Source organism: Mesorhizobium monacense (assembly GCF_056781675.1).
On the sequence record NZ_CM165567.1, the window covers coordinates 4,993,859 to 5,016,933 of the forward strand.

Sequence of the window (23,075 nt, forward strand, 5' to 3'; positions counted from 1 at the left end):
GGCGGGTCTCCAAATCTCACGAGGCCTGTTTCATTCCGAGCCTGTCGGGGTATCCCCTGGCCAGCACCGGCGCGTAATGATTGCGGCGCGAACGCACGACATCGAGTGTATGTTCGTTGAAGGTGAGCAGCGTGGCGACGACCTGCTGGTTGCCGTAGGTGCGCTGGTAGCCGAGCGGCGTAGCCAGGAAGTGCAGCTGCAGCGCCCGCAGGACCCACATCGGCTCGAATTCGATGATGACCTGGTTGATGCTGCGCGGCAGCCCCCACTCGACGAAGCCGGCGATCAGCTCGGTGCCGACCGTCGACACGCCGCGCTTGCCGTCACGAAAGCCCGGCGCCACCGCATAGCGGGTCAGTTCCCAGACATTCGGCCCCGAGGGCGGCGTCCCTTCATAAAGGTCCGCCAGCACTTCGGTCAGAAGATGTGCCCGTGTCGTCGGCAGCAACCGCTGGTAGCCGGCGACCTCGCCGTTGCGGATGACGATCTGGTGCACCGCCTCGTCATGGTCGAACTGGTCAATCTCCAGGCCATCGGGGCGCTGAAGATCGGTCCATCCCATTTCCTCGACGAAGATCTTGTAGCGCAAACGATGGACGGCCTCCCAGAGGTCGGGACGATCCATCAATTCCTGTGTGGTAAGGGAAAAAAGCATTAGCCGTCTCCTGGTTTCAAGAGGAAGATACGGCCGAGCTTTCCCGAAAAAATTACGCGATCACGTAGGCAAGAATTTCTAGGCCGGCGCGGCCGACCTAACTAATATAGCCGCGCCTAATCGCTTCCGCGACCGCCTGCACCCGATTGACGGCACCAAGTTTGCTTTTGGCGTTAAGGAGATGTTTCTCGGACGTGTGCTCCGAGATACCTAAAATTTGAGATATCTCCCACTCGGACTTGCCGACGGCTGCCCACTGCAGGCATTCGCGCTCGCGCGGCGTCAATTCAATGTGATCGATGGTCTTGCCCGCCATCGTGTGGATTTGCATGGCGCGGCCGATCGCATAGGTCGACACCAGCGACACGATTCCGAACTCGGCCTCCGAAAGTTCGACGGCCTCGCCGCCCAGTGACACCATGACGATCAGGCCGTCGAGGGTGATCAGCGGGAAGGCCAGGCCATCGCGCAGCTTGAACTCCCTGGCGTCGCCCATGACTTCGCCGCTGCTCTTGTCGATGCGAATGCTTTCGGACGCTTCGCGCCACTGGAACGGCGCCTGAAGCTGTTTCATGTGACTGACGACGGGGTCGTGATCGACATAGTTGCGCGCCACGTAGCGCTCCAGCCATTCGCCCGGCCAGTCGCACAGCAGCACGTGGTCCTTCTGCTGGCCGCGCGGCGTGCCCGGCTGCGGAACGGTTCCGGCCATCAGCGCCGTCAGGCCGAAATCCGATGTGACGCCAAGCAGCCTTTCACAGACAGCCGCCGCCGTGTTGGCGTGCTGCAGCTGATCGATGTATTCCAGTGTGCGATCGAAATGACCCATCGCAACATCTACCCCATGTTGCCTGCCGCCTCAGAGATCGATGGTAGATGCCCGACACACGCCTCGCCATCAACCCCGGATTGCAAAGCTGCACCGCTTTCGTGCCGCCGGCGAATGCCTCCCTTTCGGCGGCGCCGCGCTGCTACTTGCAAACCCACTAAACCATACGCCTAAATCGGCAAGTTGAAATCAAAAACCATTGTGCCTGCGTCATTTTCGTACGAAAAGCCGAAAGCATGACGGGCGGAGCTCTATTGTGACAATGCGGTGGATACTCATCGCCCTGATATCGATACTGGTCGGGGCGCAGTCGTTTGCCGGCATCGCCGCCGCCGAGCCGCAGGTGCCGGTGCTGTGGGACGCCAAGGAGCGGCTGCCGAAGCCCGATCTTTCGGCGCTGCCGCGGTTGAGATTTCTTACCACCACCGATTTTCCGCCGTTCAACTTTCTCGATGGCGCCGGGCGGCTGTCCGGCTTCCATGTCGATCTGGCACGGGCGATCTGCGCCGAACTCGGCATCGCCGAAAAGTGCCAGATCCAGGCGCTGCCTTGGGGCGAGCTCGACGCAGCGCTGCAGAAAGGCGAAGGCGAGGCCATCATTGCCGGCATCGCCGCCACGCCGGAGAGCCGATCCAAATACGCGTTCTCGCGTTCCTATCTGCAGTTTCCTGCGCGCTTCATCATGCCGAAGACAACGGCCTTTGCGGAGCCGATCTTTGACAAGTTGCGCAGCAAGCGCGTCGGCGTGATCGCCGGTTCGGCGCATGAGCGCATGCTGCGCGCCTATTTCGGCGCCGTTCAGGTCGTCCCCCTCGACAGCCCGGAAAAGCTCTACGGCGACCTCAAGGGCGGCAAGATAGACGCCGCCTTCGGCGACGGGATGCGCTTTGCATTCTGGCTGGGCGGCACGGATGCTGCAGGCTGCTGCCGTTTCGCCGGGGGGCCGTATCTGGCGCCGGAATATCTGGGATCGGGCATGGCCATCGCTACCAGGGCCGGCGATCCGGCACTGGCCGCGGCCATGGACTACGCGCTGCAGGAGATCTCGGTGAAAGGCACCTTCGCCGAATTCTATCTGCGCTATTTCCCGGTCAGTTTTTTTTGATTCCAAGGGCCACGGCCCAGGGCTTTGTTGAGATTCAGGTCAGGCCGGGCCGAGAATAATGGGTTCCGAGAACCGGAGCGGAGCGTAGTTTTGGGTACGCGAGCACCGGAAGCGCAGGAAACCTGCCATTCGCAGGCCGGCATCACCTGAATATCAGCAAACCCTAGGTGAGCGTGCGAAGGCGGGCCTTGGCCGCACGCGCGATAGCGGCGACGGTCAGCGTGTCGAGGTCGAGCTTCAGGCGGATGAGTTGCAGCACCCGCACTTCCTCCATGCGCATTTCGAGATCGACGGCGGCGACCTCGAAGGCGGCGGCATAGGCGGTGTCGCGCAGCCTTTCGGGCAGCGCTTCGGCGACGCTCGCCAGCACACCTTCCAGGCCGTCCTTTTCGTGCAGGCTCTTCTGGCAATCCTGGGCGATGCCGACCAGCCTGTCGTGGTTGAAATCCTCGAACACCGGCCATGTGCGGACGACGTCGCCGATGCGCGCCAGTTCGACATCGGTCATGTCGCGGTCGGAAGCCGAGGTGATGACCATCAGGTAGATCAGGGCTTCATGCGGGGTCGGCAATGGCATCCAGGAACTCCTTGAAAGGGCAACGTAGTTAGGAACAGCATATCGGCGCCGCAAGGAAAAACAGCCGCCATCGTTGACGCCCAAGGCAGGCACGCCTAGAGACCGGTTGAAAAACTCCCTTCCGGCGGCGCCGGCGAACGACTTGGAAACAGTGACATGGCGGGATCAAACATCATCGATCTCAATCCCGAGACGCTTGTGGCGGCGGCCGAAAGCAAGGCCTGGCCGTTCGAGGAAGCCAAAAAGATCATCGAGCGCTATAAGAACACGGACTTTCCGCAGACCGTCCTGTTCGAGACCGGCTACGGGCCGTCCGGCCTGCCGCATATCGGCACCTTCGGCGAGGTCGCGCGCACCTCGATGGTGCGCCACGCCTTCCGCGTGCTGACCCGGGACGCGGTCAAGACCAAGCTACTGTGCTTCTCCGACGACATGGACGGCATGCGCAAGATCCCCGACAGTGTGCCCGATCGCGCAGCACTCGAGCCTTATCTGCACCAGCCGCTGTCGTCGGTGCCCAATCCGTTCGGCGGCGATTATGCAAGCTTCGCCGACCACAACAACGTGATGCTGTGCCGCTTCCTGGACACGTTCGGCTTCGACTACGAATTCGCCAGCGCGACCGAGTATTACAAGGCCGGCCGTTTCGACGCGGTGCTGCTGCGCGCGGCCGAACGCTATGACGAGATCATGGCGGTGATGCTGCCAACGCTTGGGTCGGAGCGCCAGGCTACCTACAGCCCGTTCCTGCCGATCTCGCCGAAGAGCGGCCGCGTGCTTTACGTCCCGATGAAGCATGTCGACGCCAAGGCCGGCACCATCACCTTCGACGATGACGGCACCGAAACTACGCTTTCGATCAAGGGCGGCAATGTGAAGCTGCAGTGGAAGCCTGACTTCGGCATGCGCTGGGCGGCGCTGGGCGTCGATTTCGAAATGTTCGGCAAGGACCACCAGACGAATGCGGTGGTCTACGACCGCATCTGCAACATCCTGGGCGGACGGGCGCCGGAGCATTTCGTCTACGAACTGTTCCTGGACGAGAACGGCCAGAAGATCTCGAAGTCGAAGGGTAACGGCATCACCATCGATCAGTGGCTGGCCTATGCGCCGACCGAAAGCCTCGGTCTCTACATGTACCAGCGGCCGCGGCAGGCCAAGAAGCTCTATTTCGACGTCATCCCGCGGGCGGTCGACGAGTATTACACTTTCCTCGCCGCCTATCCGCGGCAGGACTGGAAGGAGCGGCTGGGCAACCCGGTCTGGCACATGCATGACGGCAACCCGCCCGCCATCGACCTGCCGGTGCCGTTCTCGCTGCTGCTCAATCTGGTCAGCGCTTCCAACGCCCAGAACAAGGATGTTCTGTGGGGCTTCATCTCGCGCCATGCGCCGGGCGTGACGCCGACGACGCATCCCGAGCTCGACAGGCTGACGGGCTATGCGATCCGCTACTTCGACGATTTCGTGAAGCCTGCCAAGGTCTACCGCGCCGCCGACACGGTGGAGCGCGAAGCGCTGGGCAAGCTTTCGGAGGCGCTCGCCGCATTGCCGGCCGCCGCCGATGGCGAGGCGATCCAGAACGCGGCGCTCAACGTCGCGCGCCGGATCGAGCGCTACCAGGACCATTCGAAGCAGAGCCCGGAAGGTGGGCCGGGTGTTTCCGTCGCCTTCTTCCAGATGATCTACCAGGTGCTGATCGGCCAGGAGCGCGGTCCGCGCTTCGGGTCCTTCGCGGCGCTCTATGGCATAACCGAAACGCGCGCACTCATTGGGCGGGCGCTGGCTGGTCAGCTAGCGGCATAAGGACGCCGTTCTCTTCCTGCAGTATCGAGCCCGGCGCCTGAGGCGCGGGGCTCGGTGCCGGCGGAACCGGCGGCAGGCCGGAAAGGTTTGGCGCCGATCCGAAAATGCCCTTTTTTGCCGCGCGCGCCTTCTCGCCGGCCTCGGCATAGGCACCGCCCTCGGCGGCGCGGGCCCAGCCGTTCTCGACCAGCCATTGCCCGACATCCTGCTTGCCGATGCGGCATTCGGCGGTGATCAGGTCGCGGCCGCCCTCGGGCGGCACGGTGCAGACCACTGCACGGCCGCGCAGGAAGGCGCGGAACGCCGTGCGCGCCCGGATGCCGCAAGGCCAGGACTTGCCGCCGTCATCGGCGCAGGTCTCGTCCTGTCTGACGACATCGACACCCGAAAGCGCCACCGAATAACCCTTCGCCTCGATCACGCCGGCGGCTGACGCCACCGGCTGAAACAGCTTCGTGCCGTTCCAGTCGTCGGGCATTTTCAGCTTGGGCGGGCTGGCAAGCGCAAGGTCGCTCAGCGGCGCGCGCGGTTCGACCCGCTCGAGCTCGTCGGCGGTGAGCGGCGGCGGCGCCACCATTTCGGGATCGATCGACCTGGAATGGGGTGCCGGCTTTATCGGCTGCGGCCCGGGGATGGCCGAGGTCGCCGGCTCCTCGGGCGCGGCGTCGACGTCTGGCTCGATCTGATCGACAGTGACGGTGCCGCTGCCTTCGCCACGCTGCACGGTACGACCGCCGGTGACGACCAGCGCCGCCATCGCCGGGACCGCCAGGGCGGCTATGGCGAGGTGGACCAGCCGCACCTACTGGCTTGCCCAGACGATCCGCGCCACCCATTCGACATCGCGCATCGGGATATCGCGATCCGGATGCTCGGGATTGAGCGAGATCAGCACGATCGACTTCGTCGTATGGCGATCCAGCACCTTGGCCATCACCTCGCCGGCATTGGTCTTGACGACGACACGGTCGCCCTTGCGGGTGGCGGCGCCCGGCTCGACGATCAGCACATCGCCATTGCGGTAGAGCGGCAGCATGGAATCGCCCTGCACCTGCAGCGCATAGGACGTCTCGGTCGCCTGCGCCGGCAGCTCGACCAGATCCCAGCCCTGCCCCGCCGGAAAGCCGGCATCGTCGAAGAAGCCGCCTGCGCCGGCCTGGGCGAAGCCGAGCAGCGGCACCGAAGACCGCTGCTCGGGCGCGAGGCCGGTCTTGTCGCGGCCCTCGACCAGGCCGGTGAATTCGTCGAGCGAAGCACCCGTCGCCTCGATGATCTTGGCCAGCGATTCGGTCGAGGGCCAGCGCGGGCGCCCATCCGAGGACAGCCGCTTGGACTTGTTGAAGGCGGTCGAATCGAGACCCGCGCGCCTTGCCAGGCCCGACGCCGACAGCGAATAGCGCTCGGCGAGAGCATCGATGGCGGCCCAGACGCGATCATGCGAGAGCACTTTGCTCTCCTCCGGAACAGGAAAAAATACCTTTCCTTTCTAGTCCGCAACCGCTCGATTGTCCACCCGCCAGGCGGCGGATCATCAACAAAGCGACAGTGCCGCACGTGGCTCGCCGCAGGCGCGGCCAGCCTGATCAGGCAAGTCCCTTGGCCAGGCCGCGCAGGCCCTGATGGGAGGCCATGAACATCCGCTCGGCCTCGGTAGGTGGACGTGGTTGAGCAGAACGGCCAAGCGCAGCCACAACCTCGTCAATGTCGAGAAAGCGGCGACCGCGACGATCGTAGACGCCGCCCGTGGTCATGATCAGCGCAGCCGTTTCGCCATTGTCGAGCACAAAACGGTGCTTGCCGATGACCTGCGAGCCTTCCCAGGTCTCGATCGAGGACACCACTTCGAAGTGCCGCCACAGCCGGATCTCGCGTACATAGGTCGATTGCAGCCCGCCGATCATCGGCGCCCAGCCACTCTTGCGCGCCAGCGCGATCAGGCCGGCGCGCAGGAATATGTCAATGCGTCCGAGATCGGCCAGCATCATGTAGCGCGCATTGTTGAGGTGGCTGTTGAAGTCGATATCGGTCGGCAGGCAGCGAAAGGCCAGCCGGCTCTCGCCGCCTATCTGATAGGGGCCACGGCGAGACGCCGTGGCCATCATGCGCGCCATACGCGCCCAGACATACATTACAGCGCCGCGCGTCCTATTGGACGCGCAAGGGACGCTGCAACACCCTTGATCCTGCGCATGCGTCAGGCGGCCTTCTTCACCTCACCCTTCGCATAGGGGTCGAAACGACCGTAGAAGGTCTCGCCCTTCTCGGCCATGTCGAGCAGCAGCTTGGGCGCCTTGAACTCGGCACCGTACTTCTTCTGCAGACCCTTGGCGATCTTGACGAACTGCTTCGCGCCGATGCCATCGATGTAGGACAGCGCGCCGCCGGTGAAGGGGGCGAAACCGAAGGCGAGGATAGAGCCGACATCGGCTTCGCGCGGATCGGTGACGATGCCCTCTTCCATCACCCTTGCGGCTTCCAGCGCGATGGTGACCAGCAGGCGCTGCTGCAGCTCCTCATAGTCGACCTTTTCCGGCTTGAGCTGCGAATAGAGGTCTTTCAGGCCAGGCCACAGCTTCTTCTTGGCCGGCTTCGCGGGATAGTCGTAGAAGCCCTTGCCGTTCTTGCGGCCGGCGCGGCCGTGGGTGTCGACCATGGTGTTGATCAGCGCCATCTGCTTGGGGTCGACGGCCTTGTCGCCGAGATCCCTGATGGTCTGCTTCATGATCTTCTGGGCAAGATCGATCGCCGTTTCGTCGGTCAGCGCCAAGGGGCCGACCGGCATGCCGGCGGCCTTTGCCGCGTTCTCGATCATCGGCGCCGGGACGCCCTCGATCAGCATCTTGTAGGCTTCCGACATGTAGCGGAGCACGCAACGATTGACGTAGAAGCCGCGCGTGTCGTTGACGACGATCGGCGTCTTCTTGATGGCGCGCACGAAGTCGATCGCGGTGGCCAAAGCCTTGTCGCCGGTCTTCTTGCCGAGGATGATCTCGACCAGCATCATCTTGTCGACCGGCGAGAAGAAGTGGATGCCGATGAAGTTCTTCGCCCGGGCCGAATTCTTGGCCAGCGCGGTGATCGGAATGGTCGAGGTGTTCGAAGCGAAGATCGCCGCCGGCTTTAGCACGGCTTCCGCCTGTTCGGTGGCGGCCTTCTTGACGGCCGAATCCTCGAACACTGCCTCGACCACCAGGTCGCAGCCGGCGAGGTCGGCATAGTCGGCTGTCGGCGTGATCAGCGACAGTAGCTTGTCCTTCTCCTCGGGCTTGGTGCGGCCCTTCTTCACCTGGTCCGACACCAGGCTGTCGGAATGCGCCTTGCCCTTCTCGGCGGACTCCATGTCGCGGTCGAGCAACACCACCGGGATGCCGGCCTTGGCTGTGACATAGGCGATGCCGGCGCCCATGAAGCCGGCGCCGAGAATGCCGATCTTCTTGAACTTGGTTTCCGGCACGCCGGCCGGGCGGCGGGCGCCCTTGTTCAGCTCCTGCAGCGACACGAACAGCGAGCGGATCATCGCCGCCGCTTCCTTGCTCTGCATGATCTCGGTGAAATAGCGCTGCTCGATGCGCAGTCCGGTGTCGAACGGCACCAGCAGGCCTTCATAGACGCATTTCAGGATGGCGGCGGCGGCCGGATAATTGCCATAGGTCTCGCGGCGCAGGATGGCGATGGCCGGCGGCCACAGGTTGAAGCCGGCGGGCGAGTAGATCTGGCCGCCGGGCAGCTTGAAACCCTTCTCGTCCCACGGCTGGACGGCCTTCAGGCCGTTCCTGATCATCGCCTTGGCGGTCTCGACAAGGTTCTTGGGTTCGGCGATCTCATGGATCAGGCCCATCGACTTCGCCTTCTGCGGCGACAGCGTCTGGCCAGTGGTCAGCATCTGCAGCGCCTGCTGCTGATCGGTCAGCCGCGGCACGCGCTGGGTGCCGCCGGCGCCGGGGAAGATGCCGACCTTGACTTCCGGCAAGGCCATCTTGACCTTGTCTGAGTCAGCGGCAACGCGGCCATGGCAGGCCAGCGACAGTTCGAAGGCGCCACCCATGCAGGTGCCGTTGATCGCCGAAACCCAGGGCTTGCCCGACGTCTCCAGCTTGCGGAACAGGCCGGTCATGCGGCCGGCATTGTCGAACAGCAGCCTGGCCGCCTTCTCCGGGTCCTTGGACTTCTCCTTGGCAAAGACCGTCAGCATCTTCTGCAGCATGGTCAGGTCGGCGCCGCCCGAGAAGCTGTCCTTGCCCGAGGTGATCACCGCGCCCTTGATGCCGGCGTCGGCCACCGCCTGGTCGATGATCTTGTCGAGTTCGTTCATCACCTCTTCGGTGAAGACGTTCATCGAGCGGTCGGGCATATCCCAGGTGACCAGCGCAATGCCGTCGGTGTCGGTCTCAACCGTGAAGTTTGTATAGGTCATGTCTTTCTCCTTCCGGCCGAAAATCAGACGCGTTCGATGATGGTTGCGGTGCCCATGCCGGCACCGATGCACAGCGTCACCAGCGCGGTGTTGAGGTCGCGGCGCTCCAGCTCGTCCAGCACGGTGCCGAAGATCATCGCGCCGGTGGCACCAAGCGGATGGCCCATGGCGATCGCGCCGCCATTGACGTTGATCTGGTCGTGCGGGATGTCGAAGGCCTGCATGTAGCGGAGCACCACCGAGGCGAAGGCCTCGTTGAGCTCGAACAGGTCGATGTCCGACAGCTTCATCTTGGCGCGCTGCAAAAGCTTCTCGGTGACGTCGACCGGGCCGGTCAGCATCAGCACCGGCTCGGAGCCGATGTTGGCGAAGGCGCGGATGCGCGCGCGCGGCTTCAGCCCCATCGCCTTGCCGGCCTTCTTGGAGCCGAGCAGCACGGCAGCGGCACCGTCGACGATGCCGGACGAATTGCCGGCATGGTGGACGTGGTTGACCTCTTCGACCTCGGGGTGCTTCTGCACCGCGACGGCATCGAAGCCGCCCATTTCGCCTGGCATGACGAAGGACGGATTGAGCGAGGCCAGCGACTGCATGTCGGTCGACGGCCGCATGTGCTCGTCATGGTCGAGGATGGTCAGGCCGTTCTGGTCCTTGATCGGGATCACCGAATTCTTGAAGCGGCCGTCTGCCCAGGATTTGGCGGCGCGCTTCTGGCTCTCGACCGCATAGGCGTCGACGTCATCGCGCGAAAAACCATATTTGGTGGCGATCAGGTCGGCCGAGATGCCCTGCGGCACGAACCAGCCGGGCAGGCCGACGGAAGGGTCCATGAACCAGGCGCCGCCGGAGGCGCCCATGCCGACGCGCGACATCGATTCGACGCCGCCGGCAATGACGATCTCGTCGGCGCCTTGCGCGATCTTGGCGGCGCCGAAATTGATGGCGTCGAGACCGGAAGCGCAGAAACGCGAGATCTGCATGCCGGGCGCCTTGGTATCGTAGCCGGCCTCAAAAGCGGCGGCGCGCGGAATGACCGAGCCCGCCTCGCCGACCGGATCGACGCAACCGAAGATGATGTCGTCGACAGTGCCGGTGTCGAGCCCGTTGCGATCGCGCAGCGCTTCCAGCACCTTGGCGCCCAGCCGCACCGCCGGCACCTCGTGCAGCGAGCCATCCTTCTTGCCCTTGCCGCGCGGTGTGCGCACGGCGTCGTAGACATAAGCTTCGGCCATTTTCATGCTCCTTGGGTTTGCTGAAAAGCTGCTCAGAGAGAGCGTCCGATCAGCAATTTCATGATCTCGTTGGTGCCGCCGTAGATGCGCTGGACGCGGGCATCGCGGTACATGCGGGCGATCGGATATTCATTCATGTAGCCATAGCCGCCATGCAATTGAAGGCATTCGTCGACCACTTTTCCCTGCAGGTCGGAGAGCCAGTATTTGGCCATCGATGCGGTCACCGGGTCGAGGCCGCCGGCGACGTGACGGGCAACACAGTCATTGTAGAAGACGCGGCCGATGGTGGCTTCGGTCTTCAGCTCGGCGAGCTTGAACTGGGTATTCTGGAAGTCGATGATCGCCTTGCCGAAGGCCTTGCGCTCCTTGACGTAGTCGATGGTCAGCGCCAGCGCACGCTCGATCATGGCAATCGCCCCGGTGCCGATCTGCAGCCGCTCCTGCGGCAATTGCTGCATCAGCTGGATGAAGCCCTGGCCCTCCTCATGGCCGAGAAGGTTGGCGGTCGGCACGCGCACGTCGTTGAAGAACAGCTCCGACGTGTCGTTGGCCTTGAGCCCGATCTTGTCGAGGTTGCGGCCGCGCTCGAAACCATCGACCTCGTCGGTCTCGACGACGATCAGCGAGGTGCCCTTGGCGCCCTTGGCCGGATCGGTCTTGGTGACGACGATGACGAAATTGGCAAGCTGGCCGTTGGTGATGAAGGTCTTCGAACCGTTGATCCTGTACTGGTTGCCGTCCTTTTCGGCGCGCGTCTTGACGCCCTGCAGGTCCGAGCCGGCGCCCGGCTCGGTCATGGCGATGGCGCCGATCAATTCGCCGGTCGCCAGCTTCGGCAGCCATTTCTTCTTCTGCTCCTCCGAGCCGTAGTGGAGGATGTAGGGAGCGACGATCGAATTGTGCAGGCCGATGCCGAAACCGTCGACGCCGACATGGCCGATCGCCTCGATGATGGCGCTCTCATGCGCGAAGGTGCCGCCGGAGCCGCCATATTCCTCCGGCATCGAGGCGCAGAGCAGGCCGGCGGAACCGGCCTTCAGCCAGCTCTCGCGATCGACCATCTCGTTCTTCTCGAACTCATCGTAGCGCGGCGCAATCTCTTCCGACATGAAGCGATGCGCCATGTCGTAGAGCATGCCGACCTCGTCCGCCGCCCAGGCGGGCTTTGGCAGGCCAAGAACTTCGGCTGGATTTGTCGCCACGATTTCCTCCGCGTTCCGACAATTGTGGGCCGGCAGTACCGGCCCGCCAAACCTAGAACGCTTCCGCCGGCAGCGCCATTAGCGTGTCCGCGCCACTGGAAATGCGGGCGAGATGTGCCGACGTCTCCGGCATGATCCGCTCCATGAAGAAGCGCGCCGTCACGAGCTTGTTGTCATAGAAGGACGCCGAACCGTTGGCGCCGTCAGCCAGTTTCACCCCGGCCGCCTTGGCCATCTGCGCCCACATATAGCCCAGCGCCACCAGGCCGAAGAGATGCATGTAGTCGGTCGAGGCGGCTCCGGCATTGTCGGGCTTGGCCATACCGTTCTGCACCAGCCACATGGTCGCCGCCTGCAGATCGTTGAGGCCCTTCTTCAGCGCCTTGGTGAAGGGCGCCATCTTCTCGTCCGCGCGGTTTTCCTCGCAGAACTCGCCGACCTCCTTGAAGAAGGCCTGCACGGCGCGGCCGCCGTTGAGCGCGAGCTTGCGGCCGACGAGATCAAGCGCCTGGATGCCGTTGGCGCCTTCATAGATCATGGCGATGCGGGCATCGCGCACGAACTGGCTCATGCCGTGCTCTTCGATATAGCCGTGGCCGCCGAACACCTGCTGCGCCATGACGGCATGGTCGAAGCCCTTGTCGGTCAGCACGCCCTTGACCACCGGCGTCAGCAGGCTGGTGTAGTCGTCCGCCGACTGGCGGTCCTTGTCGTCGCCCGAGCGGTGGGCAATGTCGGACTTGATCGCCGTCCACAGCGCCAGCGCGCGGCCGGCCTCGTTGAAGGCCTTCATGGTCATCAGCGAGCGGCGGATGTCGGGATGGACGATGATCGGATCGGCCTTCTTGTCCGGCGCCTTGGCGCCTGACAGCGAACGGCCCTGCAGGCGGTCCTTGGCGTAGGACACGGCGTTCTGGTAGGCGATCTCCGACAGCGAAAGCCCCTGCAGGCCGACGCCGAGGCGGGCCTCGTTCATCATCGTGAACATGGCCTTCAGGCCGCCATTGGCCTCGCCGAGCAGCGTGCCTTCCGCCTCGTCATAATTCATGACGCAGGTCGAATTGCCGTGGATGCCCATCTTCTCCTCGATCGAACCGCAGGAGAGCGTGTTCTTCTCGTCGGGATTGCCCGAGCCATCGAGCTTGAGCTTCGGCACGATGAACAGCGAAATGCCCTTCACGCCTTCCGGCGCGCCTTCGATGCGGGCCAGCACCAGATGGACGATGTTGTCCGCCATGTCGTGTTCGCCGGCCGAGATGAAGATCTTCTGGCCGGAAATCTTGTAGGTGCCGTTGCCGTTCGGCACGGCCTTGGTGCGCAGCAGGCCGAGATCGGTGCCGCAATGCGGCTCGGTCAAGTTCATGGTGCCGGTCCAGGCGCCCTCGACCAGTTTCGGCAGCCATGTCGCCTTCTGCTCGTCGGTGCCATGGGTGATGATCGCCGCGATCGCCCCTTGCGTCAGGCCGGGATACATCATCAGCGCCATGTTGGCGGACACCATATATTCGGCAACCGCGGTATGCACCGCATAGGGAAGGCCCTGGCCGCCAAACTCGACCGGCGCGGCCAGCCCCATCCAGCCACCTTCGCGGTACTGGTCGAAGGCTTCCTTGAAGCCTTTCGGCGTCGTCACCGAGCCGTCGTCATGGCGCACGCAGCCTTCCATGTCGCCGACGCGGTTCAACGGATGCATGACGTTCTCGGCAAGCTTGGCGCCTTCGGCGAGGATCGCCTCGACCACGTCGGGCGTCGCGTCGGAGAATCCGGGAAGATTGGAATAGCGCTGGTAGCCCAGCACGTCGTTGAGAACGAACAGCGTGTCCTGGACCGGGGCCCTGTAGATCGGCATGCGTTTCCTCCACCATGCGGTCTTGGCCCCAAAATCGTGCCGTGCTCGGCAGACGGACCAATGTTGAAGCCCGGATAGCAAAAATTGACGTTTGCGTAAACGTCAATTTTTGCCGTTGCGACAAATTTTCCCTGGCACCATGCATCCGAACGGTAGCGGCCCCGCGTCAAGGACGCCAGCGCGGCGGACGCATCTCTTCGTGAGGGAGCAACGCAAAGAGCCGCGCGGCACGGGCCGCGCGGCTCTCATTGGTCAGTATGCGGTTTGCCGGATGCCGGCGGATCAGCTGGCCGCGCTGGCTTGCGGCGCCGAACGCTCGGCGAGCATCTGCCGCACGGCGGCCATCGAGCCGCTGAGCTCGTTGATAGCGTCCTCGATGAGCGCACGCTGCTTCTGCAGGCGGGCAAGCTGCTTCTCGGACTTGTCCAGCGCAAGCCGCAACTGCTTGGTGTTGGAGCCGGTCGGATCGTAGAGATCCATCATCTGCTTGACGTCGCGCAGCGAGAAGCCGACCTTGCGGCCGAGCAGGATCAGCTTCAGCCGAGCCCTGTCGCGGCGCGTGTAGAGACGGGTCGAACCGTCGCGCTGCGGATTGAGAAGGCCCTTGTCCTCGTAGAAGCGCAAGGTGCGTAGCGTGACGCCGTATTTCTTGGCCATCTCGCCGATGCGGACAAGATCCTCGCCGGCATCACTCGGTATGTCATTGGTATTGGCCGCGGCTTCGCCGGGCGAAACAAGTTTCATGGTCACTGGCTTTCCCCGTCTGGTGGCACCGCGGTCCGGGACCTTGCGTCGCCTGAGTGGAAGCGGGGGCATGCTTCCAGTCGTGGTTTCAACAAACAAATCGCAAAAGGCGGGATCTGCGCACCGTTTACGTTTACGTCAATGCTATACCGATAGCCGTCTCATGACGCAAGGGCGTTCTCGGGCCAGAACTTTATGCCGCACCCGACAGGCAGCCCGTCAAGGATGTTGCAACTTCTTAAGCTTGGTTAACGCGTTGTTTACCACGTTGGGTGAAATGTGCGCATGTCGGTCACCCGTGTTTATTCTGTAGTGAATTTTTCACGGTTTTTCGAAGCGCGGGTGAAAACCCGGGAGGCTCGTCTTCCACCGCAGCAGAACCGCGCGGTCGTCTTCGTTCCCGGCAGGACTTTGGGGAATCCGGTCACGAGCCGGCCATTCTGAACACGGGCGCATCGATGAACAGCAAGCGGTCCTATCTCGATACACTCAATGCCGGCAGGCAGCGCAAGCCGACCACCACGCTCGAGCAGCTGAACCGCTCCCTGGAAACACTGGAACAGCGGCTGGAGCGGACGCGCGAGGATACCGCCGAACGTTTCGAACCGCGCCGGCCTGCAGCCGAACCGCGTTACGCCAGCGCCCAGCCCTATAACCAGCAGCGCTGGTACGAGGACCCACAGCCCGAGCCGCGGCCGAAGGGCCCGGCGCCGTCAGCACCTGCCTTCGACCAGAACTACCAGGCGATCGCGCGCGACATCGACCGCGTGCGCGGCCAGGAGGACAGCGTCGCCGTGGTCGGCAAGATCGCCGGCGAATTGCGCGGCCTGCGCGAGGAACTGCGCCACCAGATGACCGCCGGGCTGAAGCGCGAATTCGACGCGCTGCGCAAGGACATCGAGCGGGCCTTCCAGGCAAGCGGGCAATCGGGCGGCCAGGCGGGCAAGAGCAGCGCCGAACTCGGCGTCGAATTCGAGCGGCTTTCGGGCGCCATCCAGACGCTGGCCGAAAAGAGCGACGACAGAAGCGTCAACATGCTGCGGCTCGAGGTGGAGCAGGTCAAGGCGGCACTCGACACGCTGGCTCGCGAGGAGAGCGTGCAGGCGGTCGACCGCCGCTGGGACGACTTCGACCGCCGCTGGAGCGCTTTCGAGGACCGCGTCGACGCCGATCAGCGTAAGCGCTCCGACGGTGCCGGCCTTTCGGCGCTGACCGAGCGGCTCGAGCAGATCAGCAGTGCGGTCAACAATCTGCCGGAATCGCTGTCGCTGCGGTCGCTTGAGGAAAAGGTCCGCACGCTTGCCGGCGCCGTCGACCACTTCGTCAGCCAGCAGAGCAATCGCAGCAGCGACACGTTCGGCATGATCGACGAGCGGCTGGACGAGATTTCACGCGCCATCGTCGCCTCGACCGTCGCGGCGCAGGCCAACGCCTTCGATGCCGAGCCCTTCGAGCGCATCGAGAGGCGGATCGCCTCGCTGGCGCAGCAGATCGAAGAGGTCACGCAGGCTCAGCCAAGCGGCGAAGTCATCGACCGCCTCAACATGCTGTCGAACCGTGTCGATGAACTGGCCGGCCGCGCCGATCTGCCGGAACAGGCGATGGAGCGGCTCGGCAAGCAGATCGCGTTGATCGCCGACAGAATAGACCGCGCGCCGGCCATGCCGGACGCCGACTATATCTTCCAGGGTCTGGAACAGCGCTTCGACGCGCTGTCAGGGATCATGGAACGCCGCCAGGGCGACGCGATCGAACAGGGCAACATGCTGTTTCGCGATCTCGAGCGGCGGCTGGAGGAAGTCGCCGACAGGCTGGACCAGCGCATGCCGCAAGCCGACAGCGCCGGCATCATGGACGCCATCGACGCCCGCTTCAGCGCGCTCGCAAAGCGCCTGGAGACACGGGTTCCCGATCCCGCCAACGAAGCGGCGATCCGTGGCCTGGAGAGCCGGCTCGAAGACATTTCAAGCCGGCTGGAATCGTCGGCCGCGCAGGTCGCCGGCATCGACCCGGCACTGATCCGCAGCCTGGAGGCGCAGGTTTCCGGCCTTTCAGCGCACCTGACCAAGCCCGGCACGCCACTGCCGGAATTCGAGGACATCAGCCCGCGCCTCAACGAGATCGAGAAGTCGCTGGCCGGGACCCGCGATTCGATCCTCAGCGCGGCGCGCGAGGCGGCCGAGAGCGCGGTGCGCTCGATGGCCGATACGAGTGCCAACACGGCGGCCGTCAGCGGCCTCGCCCAGGACCTGAAGACGCTCGAATCCCTGACACGCCGTTCGGACGAGCGCAATTCGCGCACCTTCGAGGCCATCCACGACACGCTGCTCAAGATCGTCGATCGCCTGGGCTCGCTGGAAACCAGCGAACCGATGGAGGCCGTCAGCGAACTCGTGGACCCACAACCAACGGCCAAGCGGGGCGGACGCGGCTCCAAGATCGCGGTGCAGGACGCGCCGTCGATGGACATCGACCAGCCGCTGCCGCTGACCGGAGACATGGCCGACCTCGACGGCCGCGCCGCCGCCATCCTGCGCAACGAACCGGTTACGCGTGGCGAACCTGCCCCGCGCACGCCGGCGGAAGCTGCAGCCGCAGCCGCCATGGCGGCGCTCGGCTCGGACACGATCACTGACAAGAAAGACACGACCGGCCGCAGGAAATCGATGTTCGGCGGACTGGCCCGCGCCTTTAGGGGCAAGAAGGACCCGGATATGCCGCCGCTGGCCGGCTCGGCGCACGATGTCGACGTACCGAGCGTCGATCTCGACGAGCCGCTCGACCCGAAGCTTGCCAACCGGCCGCTTGAGCCAGGCTCCGGCGCACCCGACCTCAATGCCATCATGAAGCGCGTGCGCGACGAGCGCGGCCAGCCGGTCAAGCGCAGCGAGGGCGACGCGGCCAAGTCGGATTTCATCGCCGCAGCCAGGCGCGCCGCACAAGCCGCCGCCGCCGAAGCTGACGCCCTGAAGCGCCAGTCGACGATGAGTGGACCGGTCAAGGCGCTCAGGATCGGCGACCTGCTCAAGGCACGACGCAAGCCGATCCTGATGGCGGCGGCCGCGATCATGCTGGCGCTGGCCGGCCTGCAACTGGGCAAGGCCTTCTTCTCCGATCCTGCGCCTGTGGCCAGCAACGAAATTGCGCCGATCATCGCCCCGCAGCCGGTGGAAACCGCTTCGGTCAAAGCCACGAGCGAGACGGAGGCTGCGGCGCAGGACGCGCCGGCCCGTGTCGTCAGGCAAGCGGAGCCTTCCGAGCCGGCAGTCAAGGACGACATGCTGGCGCAACCGGCCTCCGCCCCGCCATCAGGCGCCGATATGCCGATGGATGCCGTCTCCGAGCCGGCGCCCGCCCCCATGGAATCAACGGCGCCTTCCGATCAGGCGGAGCCAACCGCTGCGGCGTCAGCACCTGCGGCCGCGGAACCGGCAGCATCGGATGCGGACAATCAGCCAATGGCTGCCACGCCGGTCGCACCGACCCCGGCCCAGGACACCACGGGTGCCGTTCCTCCCGCCAATACCGCCACGGCTGCAGCCGCGGCCAAGATCGACATTCCGGCCGATGCCGGCCCGCAGGCGCTGCGCGATGCGGCCGCCGGCGGAGACGCCAAGGCTCTGTTCGAGGTCGGCTCGCGCTTTGCCGAGTCGCGCGGCGTCAAGGAAGACATGGCGGCAGCCGCCAAATGGTACGAAAAATCGGCCGAACTCGGTTTCGCGCCGGCGGAATACCGCATCGGCAATTTCTACGAGAAGGGCATCGGCGTCGCGCGCGACATCAAGAAGGCGAAGACCTGGTACCAGATGGCGGCAGCGCAGGGTAATGCCAGCGCCATGCACAATCTGGCCGTGCTGTTCGCCATGGCGGCGGACGGCGTGACCGACAATGAATCGGCGGCGCACTGGTTCCAGGCGGCAGCTGACCTCGGCGTCAAGGACAGCCAGTTCAATCTGGGCATCCTGGCGGCCAAAGGCGTCGGCATGAAGCAGAACCTCGAGGAATCCTACAAATGGTTCGCGCTCGTCGCCAAGACCGGCGACAAGGATGCGGCGGCCAAGCGCGACGAGATCGCCAATGCGCTGCGGCCCGAGCAGATGGAGCGGGCGCGCGCCGCCACCGAGCTGTGGAAGGCCAAGCCGCTCGACCAGGCGGCCAATTCGGCCGACATCCCCGAATCCTGGCAGGACGGCACGCCGCAGACGACCGCCAGCATCGACATGAAGAAGGCGGTCAAAAACATCCAGCTCATCCTCAACAAGAACGGCTACGAGGCCGGCGGCGCCGACGGTGTGATGGGCCAAAAGACCAAAGATGCGATCATAGCCTTCCAGACCGACAACAAGATGAAGGCGACCGGCGAAATCGACGCGGATCTGGTAAAGGCACTGCTGGCGCGCAAATAACGGCATATGCGTCGCTTCCGCGACGCCCTTGCCACACATTTGCCTGTTAACTGATTGAGATGTTTTTTGTTTCGGCGGCGCGGCATGGGTTAGACCCGGCCGCGCCGCCGGCGCAAGACAAAATTGGCTTTTCGGTGCGACACTGCCCGCGAACGGCTGCAATCGCCGACAGGCAAACTGATCGAGACTGACGGGTGGGCATCTATCTCCCGATCGCGGAAATTTCCGTCAACGTCTTCGTACTGCTGGCCATGGGGGCAGCGGTCGGCTTCCTGTCGGGCATGTTCGGGGTTGGCGGCGGCTTTCTCATCACGCCGCTGCTGATCTTCTACAACATTCCGCCGGCGATCGCGGTCGCCACCGGCGCCAACCAGGTCATCGCCTCCTCCTTCTCCGGCGCGCTATCGCACATGAAGCGCGGCACGCTCGACTTCAAGCTCGGCGGGGTGCTGCTTGCCGGCGGCATTGTCGGCTCGACCGGCGGCATCTTCGTCTTTGCGCTTTTGCGCCGGCTGGGTCAGCTCGACCTGTTCATCTCGCTGCTCTACGTCGTGCTGCTCGGCACGGTCGGCGGCCTCATGCTGGTCGAAAGCGTCAACGCGCTGCGCGCCACCCGCAGCGGCGCCGCTCCGGTGCTGAAGAAATCCGGCCAGCACAACTGGATCCACCGGCTGCCGCTGAAGATGCGCTTTCGCGCCTCAAAACTGTTCGTCAGCGTCATCCCGGTGCTGGGCCTCGGTGCCGGCATTGGCTTCCTGTCGTCGATCATGGGCGTCGGCGGCGGCTTCATCATGGTGCCGGCGCTGATCTACCTCCTGAAAGTGCCGACCAACGTCGTCATCGGCACCTCGCTGTTCCAGATCATCTTCACCTCGGCCTACACCACGCTGGTCCACGCCACCACCAACCAGACGGTCGACGTCATGCTCGCCTTCTTGCTGATGGCGGGCGGCGTCGCCGGCGCGCAATATGGCGCCAAGGCCGGCCAGAAGCTGCGCGGCGAGCAGTTGAGGGCGCTGCTGGCAATGCTGGTACTGGCGGTCGCCATCCGGCTTGCCATCGATCTCTTCGTCACGCCGCCCAATCTCTATTCGCTGTCCGCCTCGGGCTTGAACTGATGGCGGGCCTGAAAGCGTTCGCAGCCGCTGCTTTCCTGTCGCTCGCCGCAGCCATATTGCCTGCAATGGCGCAGACGCCGCCGACCGAAAGCATCCAGATCGGGCTGTCGACCGACGCCGTTTCGATCACGGCAGGGTTTTCGGGGGCCGACCTGACCATCTTCGGTTCGCTGGAAAACGCCGATCCGCTCGTCGCGCGCCAGGGACGCTACGACGTGATCGTCGTGCTCGAAGGCCCGCCACGGCCGGTGGTCGTGCGGCGCAAGGACAGGGTGCTCGGCGTCTGGATCAATCTGGAGTCGGAGACGTTCGAGAACGTGCCGGTGTCCTATTCGGTGGCAACCACGCGCCCGCTGCAGGACGTCACCGATCCGAACAGCTACAAGCAGCTCTCGCTCGGCGCTTCCAATCTCTACATGAAGCCAGCTGACGTGACCGACAGCCCGGCGACGATCGAAGAGTTCACCGCCGCGCTGAGGGACCGCAAGACCGCGACCGGCCTCTACAGCGAGAACGTCGGCGGCGTGCAGTTCCTGTCGCAGAACCTGTTTCGCGCCACCGTCAGGCTGGCGCCCAATGTCCCGGTCGGCACCCACAAGGCCCGCGCCTTCCTGTTCAAGAGCGGCATGTTCATCAAGGAAAGCTCGGCCCAGCTCGAAATCCGCAAATCCGGTTTCGAACAGTCGATCTTCCGCGTCGCGCACGACTATTCCTTTCTTTACGGCGTCTTCGCCGTATCGCTTGCCATGCTCACTGGCTGGCTTGGAAGGCTGATCTTCCGCAAAGACTAGATTTCCTCGCGAAAGCCTGTTCCCCTTTGCGGGCTCATGCGCTAGACCGCCGCCTCCCGGCGCAACAAGCGCACATCACAATCCGGTTCGGCAGAAAGGTCCGGTCACCCGGACATTGGCGCAGCTGACAAGGCGCCACCCCGCTGCCCCAGAAAAACGACAGGAAACTGCGATGCGACCAGCATTCGGCGGTATCGACTTCGGCACGTCCAATTCCACAGTCGGCGTGATCCGCGACGGGCAGCCCCAGCTGGTGGCGCTGGAGGACGGCCAGGTGACGCTGCCAAGTGCTGTGTTCTTCAACTTCGACGACAACCACACCTATTTCGGGCGCCGGGCCATCGCCGACTATACCGACAGCATCGAAGGCCGCCTGATGCGTTCGCTTAAGAGCGTGCTCGGCAGTTCGCTGGTACATGAGAAGACGCGTATCAAGGCGCGCTCGATCGGCTTCATGGAGATCGTCGGGCTATTCGTCGGCCATTTGAAGAAGAGGCTGGAGGAAGATGCAAAGGCGCCTGTCGAAAACGTGGTGCTTGGGCGTCCGGTGCAGTTCGTGGACGACGACGCGGAAGCCGATGCCAAGGCTGAAGGCGAGCTTGAAAACGCAGCGCGCATCCAGGGCTTCAAGCACATTGCCTTCCAGTTCGAGCCGATCGCCGCGGCGCTCGACTACGAACAGAAGGTCACTCGAGAAGAACTGGCGCTGATCGTCGACATGGGCGGCGGCACGTCTGACTTTTCGATCGTGCGCGTCTCGCCCGAGCGCGCCCGTTCAACCGACCGCAAGGATGACATCCTGGCCAACCGGGGCATCCATATCGGCGGCACCGATTTCGACCGGCTGCTGAGCATCGCCCATGTGATGCCGCAGCTCGGCTATCTGACGCCGACCAAGGACGGCAAGCGCAATCTGCCGGCCAGCTATTTCATCGACCTGGCGACATGGCAGCGCATCAACCTCGTCTACACCGCCAGGGCGATGACGCATCTGAGACAGATCCGCTTCGAGGCCGAACGCGCCGACCTGGTCGACCGATTCATCCATATCGTGGAACATCGTTACGGACATGCGCTGGCAGGTCTGGTCGAAAAGGCCAAGATCGCGCTGACGGATCAGCCTTCGGCCGGCGTGCAGGTCCCGCTTCCCAGCGCGCGCTTCGCCGCCGAGATCACGCGGGCTGGCCTCGAAGCGACGATTGCCGGCGACATCGAGCGGGTGACCGCGACGGTCGGCCAGACCATCGGCGACGCTGGTGTAGGGGCTTCTGACATCACCGCCGTGTTCCTGACCGGCGGATCGACGGCAATCCCGCTTGCGCGGCGGCAGATACTGGAACTGGTGCCGCAAGCCTCCGTCATCCAGGGCGACATGTTCGGCTCCGTCGGGCTCGGCCTGGCGCTGGATGCGCAGCGGAAGTTCGGCTGATACAGCTAGGCTGACGCCATCGCCTTCTCGCTCAGATGCGCCTTCAATGCCATCTGGGCGAGGCTAGCCTGCCGGTCGCGGTGGGTGATGATGGCGAAGTCGCGCTTCGGCAGGTCGATCGGCACCGAGCGCAGGCTGCCTTCGGCAATCACGCCGGCGACGACGAGCTCGGAAATGATGGTGGCGCCTGCGCCGGCTTCGACCGCCTGGCGGATTGCCTCGTTGCTCGGCAGCACCAGGAATATCTGCAGCTCAGCGAGTGAAATCCCCTCGCGGCGCGCCAGATCCTCCAGCACCTCGCGCGTGCCGGAACCGCCCTCGCGGATGATCCAGCGCAGCCCCCTGATGTCGGGGCGGCCCGGTGCGATTTCGGCGATCTCCGGATGCGAGGTGGCGACGACCAGCATCAGCCTGTCGATGTCGACCTTGGCGCGCCGCAAGATGTCGGATTCGGTGCGCCCCTCGACCAGGCCGAAATCCGCCGTGCCGTCCAAAACATGGGTCTCGACCTGCCTGGTGTTGCCAATGGTGACGCTCAGCCTGACGGCGGGGTACGCCTCGTGGAAGGAGGCCAGCCGGCGCGGCAGCCAATAGCTGGCGATGGTCTGGCTGGCGGCGATCGAAAGCGAGCCGGTGACGGTCTGCGAGACATCTTCGAGCACGTTGCTTGCGGCGGTCGCCCGTTCGAGGACGGCCTTGGCCTCGGGCAGAAACCGGCGGCCGGTCTGCGCCAGCTCGATGTTGCGGCCGACCCTGTTGAAGAGCTGGACGCCATGCTGCTGTTCGAGAGCGCGAATGGCGGCCGATGCCGCCGACTGGGAGATGCCCAAAAGCTCGGCCGCCTTGGTCATGTGGCCGCGCTCGGCGACGGCGACGAAGATGCGCAACTGGTCCAGGGTCATAGTCAATTAAGAA

At 64.3% G+C, this 23,075-nt stretch carries 18 protein-coding genes; 6 read left to right on the forward strand and 12 right to left on the reverse strand.

The genetic code is table 11. The features are described 5' to 3' along the window. Positions 1–16: 16 nt before the first annotated feature. Both AC1RUK_RS23960 and AC1RUK_RS23965 read right to left on the reverse strand, forming a co-directional pair. On the reverse strand, positions 17–655 hold the full coding sequence (locus AC1RUK_RS23960; protein WP_436170750.1) for an acyl-homoserine-lactone synthase: 639 nt from the start codon (positions 653–655) through the stop codon (positions 17–19). Between the two features lie 97 nt (positions 656–752). Beyond that, entirely contained in the window at positions 753–1,484 is a 732-nt protein-coding gene (locus AC1RUK_RS23965; RefSeq protein WP_006199958.1) for a helix-turn-helix transcriptional regulator, read from the reverse strand. Positions 1,485–1,746: 262 nt separating this feature from the next. Here AC1RUK_RS23965 and AC1RUK_RS23970 point away from each other — a divergent pair, with 262 nt between their 5' ends. Continuing rightward, positions 1,747–2,589, forward strand: a complete 843-nt coding sequence (locus tag AC1RUK_RS23970) for an ABC transporter substrate-binding protein (protein WP_481838664.1) — start codon at positions 1,747–1,749, stop codon at positions 2,587–2,589. Between the two features lie 163 nt (positions 2,590–2,752). Here AC1RUK_RS23970 and AC1RUK_RS23975 read toward each other — a convergent pair whose 3' ends face one another. Further along, positions 2,753–3,166, reverse strand: a complete 414-nt coding sequence (locus AC1RUK_RS23975) for a tellurite resistance TerB family protein (RefSeq protein ID WP_436170749.1) — start codon at positions 3,164–3,166, stop codon at positions 2,753–2,755. A gap of 156 nt (positions 3,167–3,322) precedes the next feature. Here AC1RUK_RS23975 and AC1RUK_RS23980 point away from each other — a divergent pair, with 156 nt between their 5' ends. After that, on the forward strand, positions 3,323–4,972 hold the full coding sequence (locus AC1RUK_RS23980; RefSeq protein WP_481838663.1) for a lysine--tRNA ligase: 1,650 nt from the start codon (positions 3,323–3,325) through the stop codon (positions 4,970–4,972). On the opposite strand, the gene AC1RUK_RS23985 is transcribed toward AC1RUK_RS23980, so the two are convergent. The 8 genes from AC1RUK_RS23985 to AC1RUK_RS24020 all read right to left on the reverse strand — a co-directional run bounded on the left by AC1RUK_RS23985 (position 4,935) and on the right by AC1RUK_RS24020 (position 14,416). Continuing rightward, positions 4,935–5,774 carry a thermonuclease family protein gene (locus AC1RUK_RS23985; RefSeq protein WP_481838662.1) on the reverse strand — a complete coding sequence of 280 codons (840 nt, stop codon included), beginning with the start codon at positions 5,772–5,774 and terminating at the stop codon, positions 4,935–4,937. The two genes, AC1RUK_RS23980 and AC1RUK_RS23985, sit on opposite strands and share 38 nt — an antisense overlap. Then, positions 5,775–6,419, reverse strand: coding sequence for a S24 family peptidase (locus tag AC1RUK_RS23990; protein WP_481838661.1), 645 nt, complete (start codon positions 6,417–6,419; stop codon positions 5,775–5,777). 136 nt (positions 6,420–6,555) lie between these two features. Next, a complete protein-coding gene (locus AC1RUK_RS23995; protein ID WP_481838660.1) occupies positions 6,556–7,101 on the reverse strand; it encodes a thioesterase family protein in 546 nt (181 codons plus the stop codon). A 65-nt stretch (positions 7,102–7,166) separates the two neighbouring features. Further along, on the reverse strand, positions 7,167–9,386 hold the full coding sequence (locus AC1RUK_RS24000) for a 3-hydroxyacyl-CoA dehydrogenase NAD-binding domain-containing protein (RefSeq protein WP_481838659.1): 2,220 nt from the start codon (positions 9,384–9,386) through the stop codon (positions 7,167–7,169). A gap of 23 nt (positions 9,387–9,409) precedes the next feature. After that, positions 9,410–10,618, reverse strand: coding sequence for an acetyl-CoA C-acetyltransferase (locus tag AC1RUK_RS24005; RefSeq protein WP_436170743.1), 1,209 nt, complete (start codon positions 10,616–10,618; stop codon positions 9,410–9,412). A gap of 32 nt (positions 10,619–10,650) precedes the next feature. Next, a complete protein-coding gene (locus tag AC1RUK_RS24010) occupies positions 10,651–11,823 on the reverse strand; it encodes an acyl-CoA dehydrogenase family protein (protein ID WP_481838658.1) in 1,173 nt (390 codons plus the stop codon). 52 nt (positions 11,824–11,875) lie between these two features. Then, positions 11,876–13,672 (reverse strand): acyl-CoA dehydrogenase, encoded by a 1,797-nt coding sequence (locus AC1RUK_RS24015; protein WP_481838657.1) that lies wholly within the window; start codon positions 13,670–13,672, stop codon positions 11,876–11,878. A 282-nt stretch (positions 13,673–13,954) separates the two neighbouring features. After that, positions 13,955–14,416: a MerR family transcriptional regulator gene (locus tag AC1RUK_RS24020; protein ID WP_436171864.1), complete on the reverse strand. Its 462-nt coding sequence runs from the start codon at positions 14,414–14,416 to the stop codon at positions 13,955–13,957. A gap of 458 nt (positions 14,417–14,874) precedes the next feature. On the opposite strand from AC1RUK_RS24020, the gene AC1RUK_RS24025 reads away from it, so the two are divergent. The 4 genes from AC1RUK_RS24025 (at position 14,875) to AC1RUK_RS24040 (ending at position 22,160) form a co-directional block, all read left to right on the forward strand. Beyond that, positions 14,875–18,822, forward strand: coding sequence for a peptidoglycan-binding protein (locus tag AC1RUK_RS24025; protein ID WP_481838656.1), 3,948 nt, complete (start codon positions 14,875–14,877; stop codon positions 18,820–18,822). 194 nt (positions 18,823–19,016) lie between these two features. Then, a complete protein-coding gene (locus AC1RUK_RS24030) occupies positions 19,017–19,940 on the forward strand; it encodes a sulfite exporter TauE/SafE family protein (protein WP_481838655.1) in 924 nt (307 codons plus the stop codon). Then, on the forward strand, positions 19,940–20,731 hold the full coding sequence (locus tag AC1RUK_RS24035) for a TIGR02186 family protein (protein WP_481838654.1): 792 nt from the start codon (positions 19,940–19,942) through the stop codon (positions 20,729–20,731). Before AC1RUK_RS24030 ends, AC1RUK_RS24035 begins: the two co-directional genes overlap by 1 nt. A gap of 172 nt (positions 20,732–20,903) precedes the next feature. Continuing rightward, entirely contained in the window at positions 20,904–22,160 is a 1,257-nt protein-coding gene (locus AC1RUK_RS24040) for an Hsp70 family protein (protein WP_481838653.1), read from the forward strand. Between the two features lie 5 nt (positions 22,161–22,165). On the opposite strand, the gene AC1RUK_RS24045 is transcribed toward AC1RUK_RS24040, so the two are convergent. Further along, the gene (locus AC1RUK_RS24045; RefSeq protein ID WP_481839411.1) at positions 22,166–23,062 is read right to left on the reverse strand and encodes a LysR substrate-binding domain-containing protein; all 897 of its coding nucleotides are present in this window, start codon (positions 23,060–23,062) and stop codon (positions 22,166–22,168) included. Between the last annotated feature and the right edge of the window lie 13 nt (positions 23,063–23,075).

Excerpts from the sequence above, each read along its gene's own strand:
- AC1RUK_RS23970 (WP_481838664.1), top strand. The coding sequence starts at position 1,747 with ATGCGGTGGATACTCATCGCCCTGATATCGATACTGGTCGGGGCGCAG.
- AC1RUK_RS24020 (WP_436171864.1), bottom strand. The coding sequence starts at position 14,416 with ATGAAACTTGTTTCGCCCGGCGAAGCCGCGGCCAATACCAATGACATA.
- AC1RUK_RS24015 (WP_481838657.1), bottom strand. The coding sequence starts at position 13,672 with ATGCCGATCTACAGGGCCCCGGTCCAGGACACGCTGTTCGTTCTCAAC.
- AC1RUK_RS23960 (WP_436170750.1), bottom strand. The coding sequence starts at position 655 with ATGCTTTTTTCCCTTACCACACAGGAATTGATGGATCGTCCCGACCTC.
- AC1RUK_RS24025 (WP_481838656.1), top strand. The coding sequence starts at position 14,875 with ATGAACAGCAAGCGGTCCTATCTCGATACACTCAATGCCGGCAGGCAG.
- AC1RUK_RS24035 (WP_481838654.1), top strand. The coding sequence starts at position 19,940 with ATGGCGGGCCTGAAAGCGTTCGCAGCCGCTGCTTTCCTGTCGCTCGCC.
- AC1RUK_RS23965 (WP_006199958.1), bottom strand. The coding sequence starts at position 1,484 with ATGGGTCATTTCGATCGCACACTGGAATACATCGATCAGCTGCAGCAC.
- AC1RUK_RS24045 (WP_481839411.1), bottom strand. The coding sequence starts at position 23,062 with ATGACCCTGGACCAGTTGCGCATCTTCGTCGCCGTCGCCGAGCGCGGC.
- AC1RUK_RS23975 (WP_436170749.1), bottom strand. The coding sequence starts at position 3,166 with ATGCCATTGCCGACCCCGCATGAAGCCCTGATCTACCTGATGGTCATC.
- AC1RUK_RS24005 (WP_436170743.1), bottom strand. The coding sequence starts at position 10,618 with ATGGCCGAAGCTTATGTCTACGACGCCGTGCGCACACCGCGCGGCAAG.
- AC1RUK_RS23995 (WP_481838660.1), bottom strand. The coding sequence starts at position 7,101 with ATGTATGTCTGGGCGCGTATGGCGCGCATGATGGCCACGGCGTCTCGC.
- AC1RUK_RS24040 (WP_481838653.1), top strand. The coding sequence starts at position 20,904 with ATGCGACCAGCATTCGGCGGTATCGACTTCGGCACGTCCAATTCCACA.
- AC1RUK_RS23980 (WP_481838663.1), top strand. The coding sequence starts at position 3,323 with ATGGCGGGATCAAACATCATCGATCTCAATCCCGAGACGCTTGTGGCG.
- AC1RUK_RS24000 (WP_481838659.1), bottom strand. The coding sequence starts at position 9,386 with ATGACCTATACAAACTTCACGGTTGAGACCGACACCGACGGCATTGCG.